Consider the following 21004-nt stretch of genomic DNA (forward strand, 5'->3'; position numbering starts at 1 on the left):
TAAATAATATACAATCATAGATATATAAAAAAATATCAATTTACAAAGCAATTAAAATAAATTAAAATTATTTGAATAATATTTAAGATCATATGTTAAAATGATTAACTATAAGATTTAAAATTTTTCTCTTGTGATAAGGAGCAACTATGTTAAAGTTTATATTACAAAGGTTACTAGAAACAATACCAACTTTAATAATAATAATTTTTATTTGTTTTTTAATAATGAGACTTGCTCCTGGAAATCCATTTGACTCTGAAAAACCCATTGCTCCTGAAATAAAAGAAAAATTAATGCAAAAATACCACCTTGACAAACCTTTTTATGTTCAAGCCTACTATTATATCACAAATATTTTAAAAGGTGATTTTGGTCCATCATTAGTAAAGAAAGACTTAAGTGTAAACCAATATATAAAATTAGGGATTCCTAGATCACTTACACTCGGGCTAATAAGTCTCATTATATCTCTTACACTTGGCATTTTACTAGGAACAATAGCAGCCATTAAGAAAAATACACGTATCGATTATATAATAAGATTAACAGCAATGTTTGGGCTTTCAGTACCTACTTTTGTAACTGGACCCATTTTGCAATATTTTTTATCTATAAAATTAGGATTATTTTACACTTCTGGCTGGATCTCAGAAAGAGGGGGGCTTACAAATTTAATCATGCCAATATTAACAATGAGTTTGCCATGGGTAGCTATTTTTACACGAATAACTAGAGGCTCTACTTTAGAAATACTAAATAGCGATTTTATAAGAACAGCAAAAGCTAAAGGACTAAGTTTTAATGTAATAATAAGAAAACATGTGCTAGTAGGTTCTTTGCTCCCTTTAATAAGTTATATAGGCCCGGGATTTGCTGGTATAATTTCTGGGAGTATAGTTATTGAGCAAATATTTAGAATTGCTGGAATGGGAATGTTTACAGTAGAAGCATCTCTAAACAGAGACTATCCACTATTAATGGGCTCATTATTAATATATTCAATAATCTTGCTTTTCTCCATTTTAGCATCTGATCTTGTTTATAAAAAACTTGATCCACGAATATAGGAGAACAAATGAGCAAAGATAATACCTATGTTGAAACCCAATCAGCAAACAATCGCGCTTGGCTAAGATTTAAAGAAAACAAACTGGCATTTATTAGTATATTTGTAATTGGATTTTACATACTAATTGCAATGTTTCAACCAATACTACCAATATACAAATATTATACGCAAATAGTAGAACATGCTGATTTGCCTCCATCTCTTAGACATGCAGGAGAACTTTGGTACGAAAAGGAACTTAATTTTATAAAAAGATTAGCGACTAAAGAAAAAAGAGAAATAACAAATGAAGAAAAAACAAATCTAGAGGAAATAAAAAGAAAAATAGAAACTGATATTCAAACAATTGATGGAAAAGAAGTTAAAATACACAAAAGAATATATCTCTTAGGCACAGACAGTCTTGGAAGAGATTTACTTTCAAGAATAATACAGGGAAGTCAAATATCAATATCTGTAGGAATTATAGGAGCCTTTATATCAATGATAATAGGAACCATTATAGGTGCAACAGCAGGATTCTTTGGTGGTATCATTGATAAAATAATAACTAAAATAATAGAAATTCTTTATGTCCTTCCCACTTTACTTGTAATAATAACACTAATGACTATTATGGAAAGAAATATAATTGGATTATTTATTGCAATTAGCATTATCTCGTGGCTAACAATTGCTAGAATCGTAAGGGGTCAAGTAAAATCACTAGCACAATCTGAATTTATACAAGCAGCCAAAACACTAGGTGCAACAAATAAAAGAATGATATTTAAACATTTAATTCCTAACAGCATTGGCATGATAGTAATTATTACAACAATGAATGTTCCATCATTTATTCTGTTTGAGTCATTTCTATCATTCTTGGGTCTTGGAATATCAGCACCAATGACTAGTTGGGGAGAATTAATAAAAAATGGAATTTCCACATTTATTGAATATCCATGGAAAATTTTTATACCAGCAACAGTCATGACAATATTTTTATTATTTATGAACTTTTTAGGAGATGGATTAAGAGATGCATTTGATCCAAAAGACAATCTCTAGGAGCAATCAAATGGAAGAAGAAAACTACATACTAGACATAAGAAATTTAGCAATTGAGTTTAAGCTAAAACATACAACAATATATCCCGTAAACAACATAAACTTAAAAATGAAAAAAGGTGAAATCAGGGCTATTGTTGGAGAATCTGGTAGTGGTAAATCCGTCACAAGCATGGCAATACTAAAACTTTTACCAGAAATGACGACAGTATATAAAAGTGGAGAGATACTATTTGAAGGTCAAGATTTATTAAAACTTAGCGAAAAAGAGCTTCAAAGTATTAGAGGTAATAAGATAGCAATGATATTTCAAGATCCAATGACTTCTTTAAACCCATACTTAAGAATATCTACACAAATTGAAGAAACAATAATGCTACATCAAAAATTAGATAAAAATAAAGCTCAACAAAAAGCAATAGAAATGTTAAAAACGGTTGGGGTTGTAAATGCAGAAGATAGAATAAAGCATTATCCACATCAATTTTCAGGAGGAATGAGACAAAGAGTTATGATTGCAATGGCTCTAAGTTGCCATCCATCATTATTAATTGCTGATGAACCTACTACGGCTCTTGATGTTACAATCCAAAAACAAATACTGCTGCTAATTAAAAATCTTTCTAAAAAATTTAATACTTCAACTATATTAATAACTCATGATTTAGGTGTAGTTGCAGAAGTTTGTGATACAGTATCTGTAATGTATAAGGGACAATTTGTAGAAGAAGGTACAGTACAAGAAATATTTAAAAACCCTAAACATTCATACACAATCGGACTTTTAAAATCAATACTTACTCTTGAACAGGATCCAAATAAAAAACTATATTCCATCAAAGATCATCCTATTGAAATCACTACAAGTATAAATTGAGGAGTTTAAATGAATAGCAAGAAAGATATAATTCTTAAAGTGGAAAATTTAGTACAAACATTTACAATTGGAGAAGATTTCTTATTCTGGAAAAACAAACGTAAGGTAAATGCTGTCAATAACATAAGCTTTGAAGTTGAACGTAATAAAACATTAGGACTTGTTGGAGAATCTGGATGTGGAAAATCAACAACCTTAAGAACAATCATGCAACTCTATAAACCAACATCAGGTAGCATATATTTTAATGAAAAAGACATTACCAAACTATCAAAAAGAGAACTTCTCAAAACCAAAAAAGACATGCAGATGGTCTTCCAAGATCCACATACATCCCTTAATCCAAGAATGACAATCAAAGAAATAATAGCAGAACCACTAGTAATATACAGTGAAAATAAGATCCTTCCAAAAACCAAACAAGAAATAGATAAAAGAGTAAACGAACTAATTGATATTACTGGCCTTGAAAAAAGCATGCTTTCAAGATATCCACATGAATTCTCAGGAGGACAAAGACAAAGAATAGGAATAGCAAGAGCACTTGCTTTAAATCCTAAACTTTTATTGCTAGACGAAGCTGTTTCTGCATTAGATGTATCAATAAGAGCACAGATTTTAAATTTGCTTAAAGATCTACAAAAAGAATTAAAATTATCGTATCTATTCATATCACACGACTTATCAGTAGTAAAATATATGAGCGATAAAATTGCTGTAATGTACATGGGTTCCATTTTAGAAATTGCACCTAGAGAAACTTTATTTTTAAATCCTAAACATCCATATACAAAAACATTAATAGCATCTATCCCTGAAATTAATCCTGAAAAAATAAAGGACAAAAAAACAATCAAACTTGACGAATTATCCTTAATAAATATAAATAACACATCCTTTACATCGGAAAATGCACCTCTTGAAGAAATAGAAAAGGATCATTTTGTATCTAAATACCTATTTGATGAAATGAATAGTCTGCTAAATGAATAAATGATATAACTTTTTATTTAAATTGATTAGAAGCTAATACTACCGGTAAATCTTAAAAAAAATTACAAACTCAAATTACGAATTTTAACTTCATCAAAAAACTAATTATCAAAATATGAAACCTCAAAATTCATCTTGGTTTCATTGCCTCCAACTGAATACAAATTAATTCTATTAACATTATTCTTATCTATAACTTTATTACCAGACTCAACAAAATAATAATAAATTCTACCTTTAGGAAGGTCTTTAAGCTTAATAGTATAAACACCCTTATAAGGTTCTTGTTCAATTAATCTATTGAAAAACGGATTAAAGTTATTAAAATTGCCAGCTATTGTAACAATCTGGCCAGGACGTCCTATATAAAAAATTTCAACTTCCCTACTCTCAGAAGAATCAATTGGATTTCGTAAAGAAGCATAGCAATTCTCTACACCTATGTCAATTATAGAGAATAGTATTGAATCTTTATTAACCGCTACATTTTTATTATACTCATCATTCGTCCAGATACCATCTACAACAAGCCTATATTTAACTTTACCAACTCTATGGGGAAGATTTACCTTGACAAAAAAAAGCCCATATTTATTTTTCTTAAATAAATACTTTTTTGAATAATCATCAAAATCAAAAGCAGCAAAAATTTTTCTAACACCTTTATTAGAAGGATAAAATATAATAATCCTCTTAGAATCAACAATGGGTGTCAAATTATCCTTTCTTGTTGAAACTTCTAAAAATTCATTTAATGATAAATCAAAATTTTGAACTATATAAGATTTTGAATAAACACTAATAATATTAAACAAAAAGAATATCCAATAAAATTGCCACTTAAACATTCTTTCTATCATTTAACTTAAAACCCAACAAACAATTCTTTTGCCAAAATACTACACATTTGTCTTATTTATCATTATACTAAAAACATATATTAAAGTAAATATACAAATATTAACCTATAAGGAGTGTATAAAATGGGTTTTCATATTTATGAAATAAAAGCTAGGCAAGTCATTGATTCTAGAGGAAATCCAACGGTTGAAGCAGATGTAATACTTGAAGATGGTTCTATGGGTAGAGCAGCTGTCCCATCAGGTGCATCAACAGGAACAAATGAAGCTGTTGAACTAAGAGATGGTAATAAATCTGTTTATATGGGCAAAGGAGTACTTAAAGCAGTTGACAATATAATAAACATTATATCTCCAGAACTTGAAGGAATGAATGCTTTGAATCAAGTTGAAATCGACAGAAAAATGATTGAACTTGACGGAACACCTAACAAATCAAAACTTGGAGCTAACGCTATTCTTGCAGTTTCAATGGCTACAGCCAAAGCAGCAGCTAAACACCTTGGACTTCAAGTTTATCAATATCTTGGGGCTTACAAATCCAACATTTTACCTACACCTATGTGTAACATTATAAATGGAGGTGCTCACTCTGACAACTCTGTTGATTTTCAAGAATTTATGATAATGCCAATTGGAGCAAAAACTTTCAGTGATGCAATAAGAATGGCTGCTGAAGTTTTTCACACACTCAAAGGCATTTTAAATAAGAAAGGTTATGCAACATCTGTTGGAGATGAAGGTGGTTTTGCACCAAATCTACAATCAAATGAAGAAGCCTGTGAAGTTATTATGGAAGCTATACAAAATGCAGGTTACAAACCTGGAGAAGATATTACAATTGCCCTAGATCCAGCAACATCTGAATTATATGATCCAAAAACCAAAAAATATGTACTTCGATGGTCAACAAAAGAAGAACTTACTTCTGAAGAAATGGTTGAATATTGGGCAAAATGGGTAGAAAAATATCCTATCATATCAATTGAAGATGGAATGTCAGAAGAAGACTGGAATGGATGGAAAAAACTTACAGATAAAATTGGAAATAAAGTTCAACTTGTAGGTGATGACTTATTTGTTACAAACACATCTTTCCTGAAAAAAGGAATTGAAATGAAAGTTGCAAATGCAATTCTTATCAAAGTAAATCAAATTGGAACATTAACTGAAACTTTTGAAGCCGTAGAAATGGCAAAAAAAGCTGGATATACTGCAATAGTCTCACATCGTTCAGGAGAAACAGAGGATACAACAATTGCTGATCTTGTTGTTGCACTTGGAACAGGCCAAATCAAGACAGGCTCTCTCTCAAGAACAGACAGAATAGCTAAATATAACCAACTCTTAAGAATAGAAGAAGAATTAGGAAGTATTGCAGAATATCATGGAAAAAATGTTTTTTATTCTATTAAATAATAAAAAAGCCCTTTAATAAGGGCTTTTTTATACAAATACAATGTAAAAACGAGTACTTATCTTTTTGAAAATTGAAAACTTTTTCTAGACTTCTTTTTACCAAACTTTTTACGCTCAACTCTTCTTGGATCTCTTGTTAAAAGCCCATTAGATTTAAGAATCATCTTATACCCTTTATCAAGCTCATAAAGAGCCCTTGCAATACCATGTCTAATCGCACCAGCTTGACCTGAAATACCTCCACCATAAATATTAATATAAAGATCGTATTTCCCAAGAGTATTTGTTAAAATCAATGGAGATAAAGCAATTGACTTTAATTTTTCAAGTTGCATATAAGAACCAATATCCTTACTATTGATCTTAATATCCCCTTTACCTTCTCTAATATAAACCCTAGCAACAGAAGACTTTCTCCTTCCAGTACCCATCCCTAAATTAATATCCTTAACATCTGAACTTGACATCTTGCCTCTCTTCCTAACTTAATTCTAATTTACAAGGATTTTGAGCTTTAAGCGTATGATTAGCATCAGCAAAAACTCTAAGATTCCTAAAAAGCTCACGCCCTAAAGGCCCTTTTGGTAACATGCCTTTAATAGCTATTTCAAGAGGTGCTGTTGGTTTTTTCTCAGATAACGTTCTAAAAGTATCAGAGTAAAGCCCCCCAGGATACCTTGAATGTCTATAATAAATTTTTTGAGAATATTTCTTACCAGTAAGCCTGATCTTTGAAGCATTGACAATTACAACATTATCACCTAAATCTTGATGTGGAGTATAATAAGGCTTATGCTTACCCCTTAAAATTTTAACAACTTCTGTAGCAACTCTACCAAGAACTTTATCTGCCGCATCAATTACATACCATTTTTTCTCTACATACTTTGGCTTAATCCATATTGTTTTATTACTTGTTATCCTATTCATAATAAATACACAGTCCTCACTTAGATATTCTACAAAATTATACTTATTCAGTATATTACTTGCAAGTTAACCTGTCAATACTGATATCCAAATTTATTCTGTAGTCTAAGAGAAACTTTTAGAAAACCATCTAAATCTCCTTTAGAAAATTTTAAAGGAACAAAACAAGGGGTGCTAAAAGTAGGGCTAATTAAATAGCCACTTTTTAAATACTCATTAAAAACTTCATTATGAAACTCAGGCCTATAAAGAGGAAACATGTATCTATTAATTATTCTAAACATAGGCGTAGCAAAAACATTAAAATTTATTTTTGAACTCTTCTCATAAGACAAAATATTAACAAACATATGCCTAGCAATCGCTAAAGTTAAAGCATCCAAAGTATCTCTAAATTCTATTTTTTTAGACAAATTATCTACTATAGCAATACTAATAGACATGCATCCAGGCATTGGAATATTTACAAGCATAGGATATCTAAAATTTCTAAACCCAATCCTAAATTCATATATGCCTTGTTTTTTTTCCCAAGGATTACTAAAACAACTCTGACCTGTTAAAGACAATAAAAAATCTCTAGCATCCCTTTCAAATTTAAAAACACATACAAAACCTGCTTCCTTAAAAAAAGAGAAAAGAATATTTTCAAACTGTTTTTTAAATATAGAAGGATAAGAAGCAGTAAGACCTCTTGAAAAAGTTTGCTTAAGAATAAGATTTAACCCATTAACTCTATGACCTAAAAAGTTTAGACCTCCATTTAAGTACAAATCTAAATATCTATTACCATTAATATCATAAAGATAAAAAAATCTTGCTCTTTTAATTATTGGCAAACGATCAATTAAAGATTCCCTATACATCCCTCAACTTGCCCATTAAAATTTCATTTGCAAGAATGGGATTGATTTTACCATAAGCCTTTTGCATAACTTGTCCCATCATAAACCTAATTGCATGATTTTTACCTTTCTTATAAAGTTCAATTGATTTAGGATTTTCTTTTATAACTTCCATTACAATTGATTCAATTAAAGATATATCACTTATCTGCTCTAAATTTTTTTCTTTAATAATGATAGAAGAAGAAATATTACGCTCAAGCATTTCTAAAAATATTGATTTTGCAAGCTTACCACTTATCTTTCCATCAACAATAAATTCAACAAGTTCACTAATATATGCTGGTGGTAAAATAAAATCAACTATGTTTATCTCTTTATCATTTAAAACGCTCAATACCTCGGACAATATCCAATTAGCCACTCTCTTAGGATCACTTGATCCCTTTGCTGCCTCTTCAAAATATTTAACCAAGTTTTTATCAGAAGTTAAAGTAATAACATCAAAATCACTAATACCATACTGATTTTTCAACCTTATTCTAGCATCAAACGGAAGCTCTATCATTCTACTATTCTTTATACTTTCAATATAAGAAAAATCAAGCTTGATCAAAGGTAAATCAGGTTCCTTAATATACCGATAATCAACGACCGTTTCCTTACTTCTTTGAAGAATTGTCACACTCCTTTTATCGTCAAAACCCATTGTACGCTTACCAATACTATCAAAAGTTCTTCTATGTAAAATCCATTCTTCTTTTTGCCTTAATTCTTCATAATCAATCGCCGATTTTACCGATTTAAAAGAATTTAGATTCTTTATTTCAGAAATGGGCGTTTTATATTCAACATCATTATCAATGATAAGTAAATTAATGTTAACATCACATCGAAACGATCCATTTTCCATGTTGCAATCAGATAAATCAAGGTATCTAAAAATTTCTCTTAAAGCAACTAAATAGGCAACAGCTTCTTCTCCGCTATTAATATTGGGACTTGAAACAACTTCTAATAAAGGAGCACCTGCACGATTAAAATCAATATAACTTCGATTCTCACTTTCAAGCAAATGCAAACTTTTACCAGAATCTTCTTCCATATGTATTCTAACAATATCAATTTTTTTTAGACCTGAAGAAGTCTCAATAAATATAAATCCATTCTCACAAATTGGTTCATCATTTTGAGATATTTGATATCCTTTAGGTAAATCGGGATAAGCATAATGTTTTCTATCAAACTTAACAATATTTCTAATTTTAGAATTAGTAGCATGCCCAGCTAAAATTGCACTATTAATCAGCTCCTTATTTACACTAGGCAAAGTTCCAGGAAGCCCAAGGCATATTGGACAGGTACGGGAATTTGGAATTCCTCCAGAATCATTTTTACATCCACAAAAAGCCTTTGTCTTTAATCCCAACTGTACGTGTACTTCTAAGCCAACTAGTAATTTATATTCCATTTAATCCATTCCCTCTATTATATTCTTTGCAAAGTTCAAAAGCTCAAAATCTTTTTTAAATTGACCAATGATCTGCATACCAATAGGCAATCCTTTGTCATCTTTAGCAAAGGGAACAGAAAGTGCAGGAGATCCAATAAGATTTGCAATTACAGTACACAAATCAGAATAATACATTTTTACAGGCTCATCAAAATTCTCACCAATTTTAAAAGGTTTTACAAGACTTGTAGGTGTAACTATATACGCAAAATTATTAAAAATTTCATTAAACTTAGGAATCAATAAATTCTCAATAATCTTGCAAGCCCTTGAATAGTATTTCAAATCATAACCTTCTGATAACAAATAATTACCAAGCACAATACGCCTTCTTACTTCTTCTTGCAAGAATAAACTCCTATGATTATGATAAAAATCATCCAGATTTAAATCATCATTTAGTCTTTTCCCATAATGAATACAAGTGTAACGAGCAAGATTAGAAGCAGCTTCAACTGGAGATACCGAATAGTAAAGAGAAAGCACAAAATTAATCTCCTCTATTGAAACCTCATGTATTTCAATTCCTCTACCTAAAAGTTTAGACTTAAATTTAGAAAACGCATGCGCAACCTCTGGTTCCATTAAATTCTCATCAAGTTCTTTAATTACAGCTACTTTAATGCCTGTTAAAGAATTGTTTAACAATGGATAAGGAGATTTAAAAATATCTATACTAGTAGCATCCATTCTATCAATTCCACAAGCAAAACTTAATATTAAAGCCACATCATCAATGGAATTTGAAAAAAATCCTATTTGATCAAGAGATGATGCATATGATACAAGTCCATAACGAGACAAACCTCCATAAGAAGGTTTAAAACCAATTAAATTTGCAAACGACGCAGGAATTCTAACAGATCCTCCAGTATCACTACCAAGTGCAAAAGGAGCTTGATTATCGGCAACAACAGCTCCAGAACCACCAGAACTGCCACCCACGACATATTCTTTATTTAAAGGATTAAAGGTAACCCCATAATACGAGAATTCACAAGAAGAACCCATTGCAAACTCATCCATATTAGTTCTACCAATCAAAATTGCACCTTTATCCTTTAATCTCTTAATAACAGTCGCATCATAAGGAGAAATATACCCTTGTAAAATTTCAGATGCACAAGTTAAACTCTTATCTTTAATTGCAATATTATCTTTAACAGCAATAGGAAGACCAATTAAAGGTAAACATTGACCTTGACCTCTATCTAAAAGCCCATCATATTCTTTTGCTAATTTTAATGCATCATCAAAAAATTCAATATAACCATTAACATCTTTATTTGCTTCATAAAGCTCTTTATAAAAGGTAACAACATCATAAATCTTACACTTTCGAGTTAATATTAATTCCTTAATCTTTACTAAACTTAAACCCCTTAAATCCAAATCAATACTCCCTCCCTATTTAAAGAACCTTAGGTGATGAAAAATATCCATCAACAAACATATTGCTAAATTTTTTAATAGATTCAATAGTTAAAGAAGATGAAACTTCGTCATCTCTACAGTCAGTAAGACTACACGTTTTCTTTTCAAAATCATTACTAACATCAAATTGAGAAATTTTATCTAGCATGTCAATAACTTTCTGAAATTTTGTAACAAATTCCTGCTCTTCTTTTTCACTTAACCTTAATAAGCTTAATTTCAAGCTACTTTCTAAATGAAGATCTTTCAAATTGCACCTCTAATAAATTTTATAAAGTTTTTTAATGTAGTTTGAGCTTAAAATAGCTTTTTTGCCATCACTTAGATTAATTTTAATAAATTGTTCATCATTTTTATACCATTTGTCAATAACTATACCATTTTTACCATCATAAGTTATATAATCTCCAATATTAAAGATTTTACTATCACTCTTTACAATACTTTTTGTTTTAAAATATTTAAAATTATCTTTTAAATATTTTGGAACAAAAACAATGTCATAATTGTATTCACTAATATCTTTAAAAAAAACTGAAATAGCTGTATTTTTTTGTATTCCGGCAAAGAATCTTTGCAAACTTATTGTAATAATAAGTTCAAGTTTGGCTCTAGTAATGGCAACGTAAAAAAGCCTTCTTTCTTCTTCCAATCTATCTTGGGTCAATGTGTCAATCTCAGAAGGCAATAATCCCTTTTCAAAACCAGATATTATTACTCTATCAAACTCAAGTCCTTTAACTCCATGAATTGAAGAAAGTATAACGCTAGATTTAGAATCTCCATGCACTAAAGATGAAAGAGAAGAATTTTCTAAAAATATTACAAGCCCTTCAACACTTCCTGAATATTCAACTCCACTGCTAATAAACTCATCAATATTTCTAGATTTATCATCATTATCAAATTTCTGATAATGATCCCAAAAACCAAAATTAATTACAACATCCCTTATAAATGAGGATAAGTTCACATAAAAATCTCTTTTTAGTTTTTCCCAAAGTTTATCATACAAACTTAGAAAATTAACAAGCGAATCTCTTGCTTTGCCCTTTAAAACATTAATCACTTTTCTGCTTGCAAGAATTAAATCAAGATTTACATCAAGATCATTGATAATCTCAATGATTTTATCCACGGTGCTCTTACCAATCCCCCTAGCAGGCTTATTTATTACTCTTAAGAAAGACACTCTATCTTTTTTATTTACAAAAAGCCTTAACAAAGAGACTACATCCTTAATCTCCTCTCTTTCATAAAATCTCATTGAACCTAGTACTTTATATGGGATATTATTCTTTAAAAAAGCTTTCTCAAATTGCAAAGATTGATAATTAAATCGATAAAGAATTGCTGTATCAAGGTTATCTTCAACAAGAAAATTTAAAAAATATTCCGCCTCTTCTGCAGGATTTTGGAATACAAAAAACTTTACCTTATTACCTATACTGTTTTCTGTAATTATCACTTTATCATATCGATTTTTATTCTTTGAAATAACATCATTCGCAACATTAACAATGCTTAAACTAGAACGGTAATTTTTTACCAAATAATATTTAGACACATTATCAAATGTTTTTTCAAATTCAAGAATATTTTCAATCCTAGCACCTCTAAAAGAATATATAGATTGATCTTCGTCTCCTACTACCATAAAATGCATATCTTTAGAATAAAGCTCTCTTAAAAATAAAAACTGTGCATAATTAGTATCTTGATATTCATCTACAAAAATAGCTTTAAACCTTGTATTAATTTTCGTTTTTATATCTTCACAATTTCTTAGCATTAAAGTAGCCTTAATAATAAGATCAGCAAAATCAAAAGCATTACTTCTAGATTTTTCTTGCTCATAAATTTCAATATTCTTGCAACTTTTTTCATCAAGACTATAATCATCATTTAAAAAACAACTCTCTTTATATTTAAATATTAAAGATGACATATTCTTTGCAAGTTCAATAGTTGGAGCAAGTCTAATTTGCTTAATAAATCTAACAACATCATTAGTATCCCAAATTGTGAAATTAGAATCATAATTTTCATCAAATTTTTTACAGTAAAGTCTTAAAAGCCAAGCACCAAAAGAATGAAAAGTTTGAATATGCAACGCCTTATTAAAATCAAAAAGAGAGTTTATTCTTAAATTCATCTCACTTGCGGCTTTATTTGTAAAAGTTAAAGCAAGGATCTCTTCTGGTCTTAAATACATTTTTTTGATTAAGTAAGCTATTTTAGCAATTATAACCCTTGTTTTACCACTACCTGGACCTGCCAAAACAAGAATAGGATTTTTGGTATCATCTAAAACAATCTGATTCTGATAAGAATTTAAACTAGAGAGAAATTTTTCTATTTTGCTCATTAATAAACTTCAGAAACTTTAAGCTCAAAACCTCCAGGGTTTTTTAACCAAAAAAATTGAACTGCCATGATTTCATTTCCAAAACTCTTTAAACTAGAAGTGATATCTTTACCTTGAAGAACAATGTTCATATCAGAAAGTCTTGATAAAAATAAAATTATAGAATTTTTAAAAGTTAAATTAAGAGGAACACCCTTGGATACAAGCAAAGATTTACCATAAAGATTACTCTCATCAGCATATCTTAAAAAAGTATTATTTAAAAAATTAATAACTAAATCAATAGTAACCATATTCTGAGAAAAATATACAGTGGGATATTCACTAATCACTCTTCCCTTAGGACCACTAACTTCAAATCCCCAATTCAAAATGTTAAATCTATTAGATAAATTGGTTTCAAACACATATCCCGCATTTAACACAATAGACTCTAAACTTATATGAGCTTCTTGAGAATTATTTCTAGAATAATTCTCATAAATCATCTTAACTTTGACAGTATTATCTAAGTTGATTTTTTGTGATTCTCCTAACTTAAAAATATATCGACCATTTTCTAAATTATTTGTAATAACCAAATCATCATTTAAAAAAGAGATTTTATACTCTGAAATTGAACTACCATAAATTAAAGATAACAAGTCACCTTCTTTAAGTACAACATTCCAAAAATTTTCCTTATCAAAAAGAATCTTGTGAAATTCAGGGTTTTTACCCGTCACATGATTTGATCTGAAAAATTTTCCCACAAACTTCTTAATAACAACAAAATTTAAAATGCAAAACATTAACACTATAATACTAATGACCCCTGACAATATCTTAACCACTTTAGAAAAATCTATCTTTAAAATATCAAAATATTTTTCTCTAAATCCACCTTCATTTATAAAATTTAAACTAATATTCTGCTCCTCAGCCTTAATCCCAATATAGTGACTATTTAGATTCCTTTTATACTCCTTAAAAAGAGATGAAACATACCAAACATCAACACCCAAATATTCACTATAAGCTCTTAAGAATCCTGAAATCAAAACTTCATTTGGAAACAACTCAAGATTAGAATCTTCAAGCGCTTTAAGATATTTAACAGAAATTTTAATATCATCAGATATCATTTCAAGAGTTAATCCTTTATCAATCCGAGTCTTTTTTAAAAAATCTCCAAATCTAATGAAATGCTCTTCTTGCATCTTTCCCCACCTCAAGTTTTTTTAATATCATACAAAAAATTATCTACCTTATTTGAAGTTTTTGGTAGTTCATACTTAAACTTACTTTCAGGAATCCCAACATTCAACTTCACAGACAAAAAATCAATAACGATTTCTCTACCACCACCTGTAGGATAAGCAATAACTCTCCTAATTACACCATTAGATGTAAAAGCAATCATAAAAGAGTCAATTGTAGCAGCACCTTTATAAAGTCGTCTTGAAAAAGTTAATTTTATAAAATTTTCTGATCCTCCCGATTCATCAAGAGGCTCTAAATTGGGAGAATTAGTATAAGATACGCTATATTCAGTACCTAATATATTCATAAAACCACTCCCACCTTTTCCCATAGTCAATTGTTGTCTAAAAGAAGTACCAAGAGATGGAACATAAACTGTTAAAACTTCTCCATCACTTACAAAAACCTGATTATTTGAATCAAAATTAACAATAAATTTATCGGGAAACTTATATAGCAAAGTTCCTGTTTGTTTCAAGCCTTTAACATTAAGACTAATTTTAGCCTGCATATCTTCTATATTTTGATATCTTGAAGAAATATCCTCAAAATACTGAGTAGCAGATACCTGAGCAAAAATTAAACAAGGATATAAAACTAATATTATTCTCTTAATCATATAAAAACCAGTATATTATTAATACAAACTTCAATAAAATATCATTCATATATGTCCAATGATAGAATAACTTGTTATAATAATAACTCTTATTTATAATATATCATTTTGTAAAATAATAATAAACATGTTTATTAAAAGATTTAAGGGGTAAAATGTCATTAAACTATAATGAAATAAACGTCTTACTTAAAGAATTACCATTAAAAAGGTCATTTATAAGAAAAATAAAACAACCTAACCACAAAACTTTGATTATAGAACTTTATAATAAAGAAGAAAATGAAAAAAATTTCAATATATTGATATCACTAGACTCAAAAAAAACAAGAATTCATAAGACAAGCAAAAGATTTGAAAATATTAAACCTCCATTAAGATTTTTTGAATTCTTAAAATCAAAAATTCAACATGGCAAAATATCTGAAGCATATCAAATAAAAAATGAAAGAATAATTTTCATTCAAGTAATCAAAGATAAAATAATAAACTTTATCTTCATAAAATTATGGCCATCATCTCCCAATATAATTGTAACAGACACAAATTTTAAAATCTTTGATGCATATTATAGAAGACCAAATTCAAATGAAATTACAGGAGAAATATTCACAACAGTAAAAAAAATTATTGAAAATAACACCATAAATGAAAAAAAAGAAGTTAAATTAAAAAATGAATACAATCCTCAACTATCTTATTCTGAATTTATTGAAAAATACTATGATAATTTAGAGATCAAAGAAATTCAAGCACATAATACAGAATTACTTAAGCAAAGATATGAAAAAGAAAAAATACATTTAGAAAACAAAATAAGTTCTTTAGAAAAGCAACTAGTTTCAATTGAAATAGGTGAAGATCAAAAAGAAAAAGGTGAAATAATCTTATTAAATATTCATAAGATCAAAAAAGGAATGAGTGAAATAATGCTAAATAACAGTAAGGGTGAACAAATTAGAATAATACTAGATAAAGCATTACTCCCTCAAGATAACGCTTCAAAATACTTTAAAGAATATAAGAAAAAGAAAAATTCTTTCAGTCTGATAAAAGAACAATTAGAACATGCAAAAAAACAATATGATACACTAATATCAAAAATAGCTTGCATAAACGAACAAGACTACATCATTCTGGACAATGAAACAATTAAAAAGAAAAAAAATATCAAAAAATCATCTATCGGTATTCATTTCATATCTTGTGGATTTGATATAATTGTAGGACGAAATGCAAAAGAAAACGATGAACTTTTAAGGAACTGGGCAAAAGGAAATGACTATTGGCTACATACAAGAGACTATCCTGGGGCTTACGTATTTATTAAAAATCAAAAAGACAAAACACCTCCTCTTGAAGTCCTGTTAGATGCTGGTAATTTATGTGTATTTTATACAAAACCCACAAGACAATTGGGTAGGGCTGATCTTTACTATACTAATGTCAAATATTTAAGAAAAATCAAAGGAGGTAAACAAGGACTTGTAATACCTAGCAGAGAAAAAAACTTAAATATTAAACTGGATCTTCAAATCATAAGCAAACTAAAAAATAAAAATATATAGAATGTCTCAATTTATTCTTAAAATAAAATTATATAGAGTTATCAAAAAATGTTGTTATTGAAACCTAAAAAGCATAAAATTTATAACCGTAGGAGAAAAATAAATGATACAAAAATTAACAAAAATAGTAGCAACAATATCCGATCTCAGATGTGATCCAGAACACATCAAAGAACTATATGAAGCAGGAGTAAATGTAATAAGACTTAACACTGCTCATCAATCTCATGAAGATGCAATAAAAGTAATCAACAATGTTAGACAAGTTTCAAATAAAATAGCATTAATGATTGACACTAAAGGACCAGAAGTCAGAACAGCTAATATTGAAGCTCCTATTACAGTTAAGATAGGAGATAAGATAATAATCTCAACATTACCTATCAATGATCCTAACTCACTGCAAACCAATTATGATGGATTTGTAAATGAAGTTCCAAATGGCTCTAAAATCCTAATTGATGACGGCGAACTTGAAATGATTGTAATCGAAAAATTTACAGACAGATTGATTTGTGAAGTTCAAAATGATGGGCAAATTAAAAACAAAAAATCAATAAACACACCTGGAATTCCACTCAAACTCAAATCTGTCACTGAAAAAGATAAGGGATTTATTGAACTTGCAGCAAAGCAAAATATTGATTTCATCGCACACTCATTTGTAAGACATGCACAAGATATTAAAGACGTTCAAGATATATTAAATATTGCTGGAAATCCAGAAGTCAAAATTATTTCTAAAGTTGAAAATCAAGAAGGAATTGATAATATTGAAGAAATTGCAAAAGCTTCTTATGGAATTATGGTAGCAAGAGGAGATATGGGAGTAGAAATACCTGCTGAGGATGTTCCTTTAGCACAAATTAAAATCACACAAACCTGTATCAAATACGGAATACCTGTAATCACTGCAACACAAATGCTTCATACAATGATTGAAAATCCAAGACCTACAAGAGCAGAAGTTTCTGATGTTGCTAATGCAATTCTAAACGGTACAGATGCAATAATGTTATCTGGTGAAACAGCTTATGGTAAATATCCAGTTGAAGCTGTTAAGATGATGACCAAAATTGCTATAGAAGTTGAAAAATATAGAGAAAAAAAATTATTCCAAGATGAAATTTTCTGTAGTAAAAAAGTTATAAGAAACTATATTATTAAATGTGCAATTGACGCAACTAAGATAATGCCTATTAAAGCTATTATTGTTGATTCACTTAAGGGAAGAACTGCTAGAATAATGGCAACATACAGAGCAAGTGTACCGCTATTTATTACAACAAACAATGAAAGAATTGCAAGAGAACTATCACTTTCTTACGGTGTTTATTCCAATTTCGTTGATAATAATTTTAAACGAACAACTGAATTTGTAGTAACTTCTCTTGAAATGCTTAAAACAAAAAAAATAGTCCAAGATTCAGATATTGTAGTAATTGTTTCTGGAAACCCAAATAGAGACACCAATAAAGGAACAGAGTTTATGGAAATCAATACAGTAGAAGATGCAATTAAAGGATATAACCTATAAATAAAATAAGAAATAGTTTAGTTGATAATATATTTTATTCAACTAACAAGATAAATTTAGGATTATTAAATCTAAATGAAAGAAAAACTCATAAAGCACTTCTAACTAGCTATGGTAGCTATGAGTTTTTCTTAGAAAACATTAATACATTTCAAAAAGTAATATCAGGTAATACAAAAAATGTGTTTATCTTCTCACAAACAAGAGAAAATAAACACATCAATATTTCAAATCATGAAACTTGGAAATTCTTTAATGAAACAATTGATGTCAATCTAGACATAATCAATCTAATAAAAAATTTTGAATTTACAAATCAAGAAGATAAAATTATGAATAATGACCACAAAATTGAAATTACACTGAATTTTATTAAAGACATCACAAAAAACATAAAAATCATTCCTATTATCTTAGGTAAGCTTAAAGGCCAAGAACTAAAAAAATTTAGTACATTTTTAATTCCATTTACAAATAAAGAAGAGAATTCGTTTATATTCCTATCTCAATTTATTTCATACTCTACAAATTTAAAAAAAACAATCCAACTAGAAAAAACACTAAAAAAACTATTGCTTACACCTAATACAAATTCATCCATTCTATTAGAATACTACAATGCACACAAAATATTTCCTGAAAATATAAGCGCATTTATAATAATTCACAAAATTTTCCAAAAACTTGAATTTATAAACCGCAAGATCATAAATAAATATAATGAATACTTCATAATGGAAAATATCTTAATAAATTAAGATTTACAAAAATTAAAATGTTAAATAAAATCTTCTATCTTTTTAGAATTTTTTTTCAAAAATACATCAAGGCCCATCTTTGAGATACTTCTTAAAGCATTTGCAGAAACCTTAATATTAACATTTCTTCCAATTTCTGGAACAAAAAATTTTTTATTTATTAAATTTACTTTGAAAGTTCTCTTAGTCTTTACACCAATATGTTGTCCTCCTCCACCTTTTCTCCTAGCAAGACCCTTTCTTGGAACATTATGACCAAACATTGTTTTTTTACCTGTTATTTCACATGCTCTTCCCATTTAAACACACTCCTACTACTAAACAGTATTTTTATTGTCTAAATATAAATCAATTAACTTTAAAAATAGATTTAAACTATCAACAATATTTTTCACTATACTACCAAAGTTTACATTATTGCTATAGCTTTTGACAAGCTCAATATCAAGTTCTTTCCAATTATAAATAAGCTCCTTTTCCGAAGGAGGTTTAACATAATCTGATAAACAATCTTTCAAGTGTCTTGTCAAAGAACCAATCTTTGAATAATAATCATTCAATAAAATTAAAGCCCTTTTATTAATATCTGATATTATATTTAACAGTAATTTCTCTGATGATTTCTCTCCAATTGATACCCTATGCAAAAGAGCATTAATTCTAGAGCCATAACCACCTTGTTCACTAAGATTGTCATCAAATTCAATTATACTTGAATAAATGCCATATAAAGAATGAATATCATTAGAAATATCTCTAGAAACTTCCATATCCTTCCACTGTCCCTTAATAATAAGAACATTAACAATATCACTTAACTCTTTTTTCACAAAACTAACTGCATAGGTTTTCAAATAACCTAAAAGCTCAGAATAAATATATCCAGTGGTATTTAAGATTTTAGATGTAATCTTGGCATTCATATTTTCATTATAGTTATCTAAACTCAAAAGATTAGTGTTAGAAAATAGCTTTTCAGCCAAAATTTTGGATTTATTGTTTTTTCTTAAAATCTCAATTTTTGCTATTTCATTTGAAACATGTTTAGTAAGATCATTAAAAAAGATTTTTGCCTTAGCTTTTGATTTCTTAATATTAGACATAGGCAAATAATCAGGCTCACCACTAACATACCTTACAAGATATAAAATTTCTTTCTTTTTATTTATATCAATTATAGAAGTAAACATCTTAAGCCAAAAATTCGGTTTAATAGGAAAATTATCCTTATCTCCATGTACTTCTACAAGAATATCGTAAAGATTCCTCCAAACAGAAATATCTCTAATAGAATATATACATTCTAACAACTCTTTAACATCATCAAGAATCACACCACAACTAATAGCATTAAATCTTGGCTTATATATAAAGTCATTTTCTGGAAATAAAGAATCAAATTTTTTAATAATTGAATAATACTTATATGAAACTAAATCAAAAAATATTTCTAAAGCTCCATAAGTCTCATCTATTAATCTAACTTGTTCTTGAGTAATATTTTTTAACAAATAATTCAAATTATTATTCAAATTCTTAGATAAATCAGATGTGAAGTTGACTATATCATTAGCTGAGAAGGAATAAATATATTCTAAAGCTTTTTTTTGGTTATCATTCAAATATTTCTCAACAACAAAGTGAATTATTTTATTAGAATTTCTATACCTTTGTACAAAAAATTTAAAAGGCATTAACACTTTATAAAGATTATAAATAAATTTAGCAAACTGAGGTAAAGCTTGAATTTTTGAAGCACTAAAAAAATTGCTTACTTTATTTAGATTATTTTTTACTTCCCTAAGTCTTCTCTGCTTTAACTGTTCAGGAGTAAGCTGTCTACTAAAAATAGAAAATAAAAAATCAAATAAACCCAAATTAAGCCAACCTCCTTTTATACAAAAAATACAAATATTTAA

The 21004-nt window shown here is 28.5% G+C and carries 20 protein-coding genes; 8 read left to right on the forward strand and 12 right to left on the reverse strand.

Features of this window, described 5'->3' with window-relative positions; all coding sequences use genetic code 11:
• The first annotated feature begins 149 nt into the window (after window positions 1-149).
• The 4 genes from K5563_RS01655 to K5563_RS01670 are packed head-to-tail and all read left to right on the forward strand — an operon-like array spanning window position 150 to window position 3992.
• Window positions 150-1070: an ABC transporter permease subunit gene (locus tag K5563_RS01655; protein ID WP_221037276.1), complete on the forward strand. Its 921-nt coding sequence runs from the start codon at window positions 150-152 to the stop codon at window positions 1068-1070.
• A gap of 8 nt (window positions 1071-1078) precedes the next feature.
• The gene (locus K5563_RS01660; protein ID WP_221037277.1) at window positions 1079-2122 is read left to right on the forward strand and encodes an ABC transporter permease; all 1044 of its coding nucleotides are present in this window, start codon (window positions 1079-1081) and stop codon (window positions 2120-2122) included.
• A 10-nt stretch (window positions 2123-2132) separates the two neighbouring features.
• A complete protein-coding gene (locus tag K5563_RS01665) occupies window positions 2133-2999 on the forward strand; it encodes an ABC transporter ATP-binding protein (protein WP_221037278.1) in 867 nt (288 codons plus the stop codon).
• 9 nt (window positions 3000-3008) lie between these two features.
• On the forward strand, window positions 3009-3992 hold the full coding sequence (locus tag K5563_RS01670; protein ID WP_221037279.1) for an ATP-binding cassette domain-containing protein: 984 nt from the start codon (window positions 3009-3011) through the stop codon (window positions 3990-3992).
• Between the two features lie 101 nt (window positions 3993-4093).
• Here K5563_RS01670 and K5563_RS01675 read toward each other — a convergent pair whose 3' ends face one another.
• Complete coding sequence (locus K5563_RS01675) at window positions 4094-4840, reverse strand: hypothetical protein (protein ID WP_221037280.1); 747 nt, start codon at window positions 4838-4840, stop codon at window positions 4094-4096.
• A gap of 135 nt (window positions 4841-4975) precedes the next feature.
• Here K5563_RS01675 and eno point away from each other — a divergent pair, with 135 nt between their 5' ends.
• Window positions 4976-6271: a phosphopyruvate hydratase gene (gene eno, locus K5563_RS01680; RefSeq protein WP_221037281.1), complete on the forward strand. Its 1296-nt coding sequence runs from the start codon at window positions 4976-4978 to the stop codon at window positions 6269-6271.
• A gap of 56 nt (window positions 6272-6327) precedes the next feature.
• Here eno and rpsI read toward each other — a convergent pair whose 3' ends face one another.
• The 9 genes from rpsI to K5563_RS01725 all read right to left on the reverse strand — a co-directional run bounded on the left by rpsI (window position 6328) and on the right by K5563_RS01725 (window position 15222).
• Complete coding sequence (gene rpsI / locus K5563_RS01685) at window positions 6328-6738, reverse strand: 30S ribosomal protein S9 (RefSeq protein WP_221037282.1); 411 nt, start codon at window positions 6736-6738, stop codon at window positions 6328-6330.
• Between the two features lie 13 nt (window positions 6739-6751).
• Window positions 6752-7201 (reverse strand): 50S ribosomal protein L13, encoded by a 450-nt coding sequence (gene rplM, locus K5563_RS01690; protein ID WP_221037283.1) that lies wholly within the window; start codon window positions 7199-7201, stop codon window positions 6752-6754.
• A 74-nt stretch (window positions 7202-7275) separates the two neighbouring features.
• Window positions 7276-8067 (reverse strand): hypothetical protein, encoded by a 792-nt coding sequence (locus tag K5563_RS01695; RefSeq protein WP_221037284.1) that lies wholly within the window; start codon window positions 8065-8067, stop codon window positions 7276-7278.
• Window positions 8060-9517, reverse strand: a complete 1458-nt coding sequence (gene gatB, locus K5563_RS01700) for an Asp-tRNA(Asn)/Glu-tRNA(Gln) amidotransferase subunit GatB (RefSeq protein WP_221037285.1) — start codon at window positions 9515-9517, stop codon at window positions 8060-8062. The genes K5563_RS01695 and gatB overlap by 8 nt, the downstream gene beginning before the upstream one ends.
• Complete coding sequence (gene gatA, locus K5563_RS01705) at window positions 9518-10951, reverse strand: Asp-tRNA(Asn)/Glu-tRNA(Gln) amidotransferase subunit GatA (RefSeq protein WP_221037286.1); 1434 nt, start codon at window positions 10949-10951, stop codon at window positions 9518-9520.
• A gap of 19 nt (window positions 10952-10970) precedes the next feature.
• Window positions 10971-11243 (reverse strand): Asp-tRNA(Asn)/Glu-tRNA(Gln) amidotransferase subunit GatC, encoded by a 273-nt coding sequence (gene gatC / locus K5563_RS01710; RefSeq protein ID WP_221037287.1) that lies wholly within the window; start codon window positions 11241-11243, stop codon window positions 10971-10973.
• Window positions 11244-11252: 9 nt separating this feature from the next.
• Window positions 11253-13361 (reverse strand): ATP-dependent helicase, encoded by a 2109-nt coding sequence (locus K5563_RS01715; RefSeq protein ID WP_221037288.1) that lies wholly within the window; start codon window positions 13359-13361, stop codon window positions 11253-11255.
• Window positions 13361-14560, reverse strand: coding sequence for a helix-turn-helix domain-containing protein (locus K5563_RS01720; protein ID WP_221037289.1), 1200 nt, complete (start codon window positions 14558-14560; stop codon window positions 13361-13363). Before K5563_RS01720 ends, K5563_RS01715 begins: the two co-directional genes overlap by 1 nt.
• An 11-nt stretch (window positions 14561-14571) precedes the next feature.
• On the reverse strand, window positions 14572-15222 hold the full coding sequence (locus K5563_RS01725) for an outer membrane lipoprotein carrier protein LolA (protein ID WP_221037290.1): 651 nt from the start codon (window positions 15220-15222) through the stop codon (window positions 14572-14574).
• A gap of 155 nt (window positions 15223-15377) precedes the next feature.
• On the opposite strand from K5563_RS01725, the gene K5563_RS01730 reads away from it, so the two are divergent.
• The 3 genes from K5563_RS01730 (at window position 15378) to amrB (ending at window position 19085) form a co-directional block, all read left to right on the forward strand.
• Entirely contained in the window at window positions 15378-16790 is a 1413-nt protein-coding gene (locus tag K5563_RS01730; RefSeq protein ID WP_221037291.1) for an NFACT RNA binding domain-containing protein, read from the forward strand.
• Between the two features lie 103 nt (window positions 16791-16893).
• Window positions 16894-18327, forward strand: coding sequence for a pyruvate kinase (gene pyk / locus K5563_RS01735; protein ID WP_221037292.1), 1434 nt, complete (start codon window positions 16894-16896; stop codon window positions 18325-18327).
• A 50-nt stretch (window positions 18328-18377) separates the two neighbouring features.
• Window positions 18378-19085 carry an AmmeMemoRadiSam system protein B gene (gene amrB, locus K5563_RS01740; protein ID WP_255571099.1) on the forward strand — a complete coding sequence of 236 codons (708 nt, stop codon included), beginning with the start codon at window positions 18378-18380 and terminating at the stop codon, window positions 19083-19085.
• A gap of 20 nt (window positions 19086-19105) precedes the next feature.
• On the opposite strand, the gene rpmB is transcribed toward amrB, so the two are convergent.
• Both rpmB and K5563_RS01750 read right to left on the reverse strand, forming a co-directional pair.
• Entirely contained in the window at window positions 19106-19384 is a 279-nt protein-coding gene (gene rpmB / locus K5563_RS01745) for a 50S ribosomal protein L28 (RefSeq protein WP_221037293.1), read from the reverse strand.
• 18 nt (window positions 19385-19402) lie between these two features.
• Window positions 19403-20962 (reverse strand): hypothetical protein, encoded by a 1560-nt coding sequence (locus K5563_RS01750; protein WP_221037294.1) that lies wholly within the window; start codon window positions 20960-20962, stop codon window positions 19403-19405.
• Between the last annotated feature and the right edge of the window lie 42 nt (window positions 20963-21004).

The sequence above is a fragment of the Borrelia sp. HM genome, from assembly GCF_019669085.1.
In the GTDB taxonomy this organism is placed as follows: Bacteria; Spirochaetota; Spirochaetia; order Borreliales; family Borreliaceae; genus Borrelia.

Coding starts and splice junctions, on each gene's coding strand:
- K5563_RS01655 (WP_221037276.1), top strand. CDS start 150: ATGTTAAAGTTTATATTACAAAGGTTACTAGAAACAATACCAACTTTA.
- K5563_RS01660 (WP_221037277.1), top strand. CDS start 1,079: ATGAGCAAAGATAATACCTATGTTGAAACCCAATCAGCAAACAATCGC.
- K5563_RS01665 (WP_221037278.1), top strand. CDS start 2,133: ATGGAAGAAGAAAACTACATACTAGACATAAGAAATTTAGCAATTGAG.
- K5563_RS01670 (WP_221037279.1), top strand. CDS start 3,009: ATGAATAGCAAGAAAGATATAATTCTTAAAGTGGAAAATTTAGTACAA.
- K5563_RS01675 (WP_221037280.1), bottom strand. CDS start 4,840: ATGTTTAAGTGGCAATTTTATTGGATATTCTTTTTGTTTAATATTATT.
- eno (WP_221037281.1), top strand. CDS start 4,976: ATGGGTTTTCATATTTATGAAATAAAAGCTAGGCAAGTCATTGATTCT.
- rpsI (WP_221037282.1), bottom strand. CDS start 6,738: ATGTCAAGTTCAGATGTTAAGGATATTAATTTAGGGATGGGTACTGGA.
- rplM (WP_221037283.1), bottom strand. CDS start 7,201: ATGAATAGGATAACAAGTAATAAAACAATATGGATTAAGCCAAAGTAT.
- K5563_RS01695 (WP_221037284.1), bottom strand. CDS start 8,067: ATGTATAGGGAATCTTTAATTGATCGTTTGCCAATAATTAAAAGAGCA.
- gatB (WP_221037285.1), bottom strand. CDS start 9,517: ATGGAATATAAATTACTAGTTGGCTTAGAAGTACACGTACAGTTGGGA.
- K5563_RS01715 (WP_221037288.1), bottom strand. CDS start 13,361: ATGAGCAAAATAGAAAAATTTCTCTCTAGTTTAAATTCTTATCAGAAT.
- K5563_RS01720 (WP_221037289.1), bottom strand. CDS start 14,560: ATGCAAGAAGAGCATTTCATTAGATTTGGAGATTTTTTAAAAAAGACT.
- K5563_RS01725 (WP_221037290.1), bottom strand. CDS start 15,222: ATGATTAAGAGAATAATATTAGTTTTATATCCTTGTTTAATTTTTGCT.
- K5563_RS01730 (WP_221037291.1), top strand. CDS start 15,378: ATGTCATTAAACTATAATGAAATAAACGTCTTACTTAAAGAATTACCA.
- pyk (WP_221037292.1), top strand. CDS start 16,894: ATGATACAAAAATTAACAAAAATAGTAGCAACAATATCCGATCTCAGA.
- rpmB (WP_221037293.1), bottom strand. CDS start 19,384: ATGGGAAGAGCATGTGAAATAACAGGTAAAAAAACAATGTTTGGTCAT.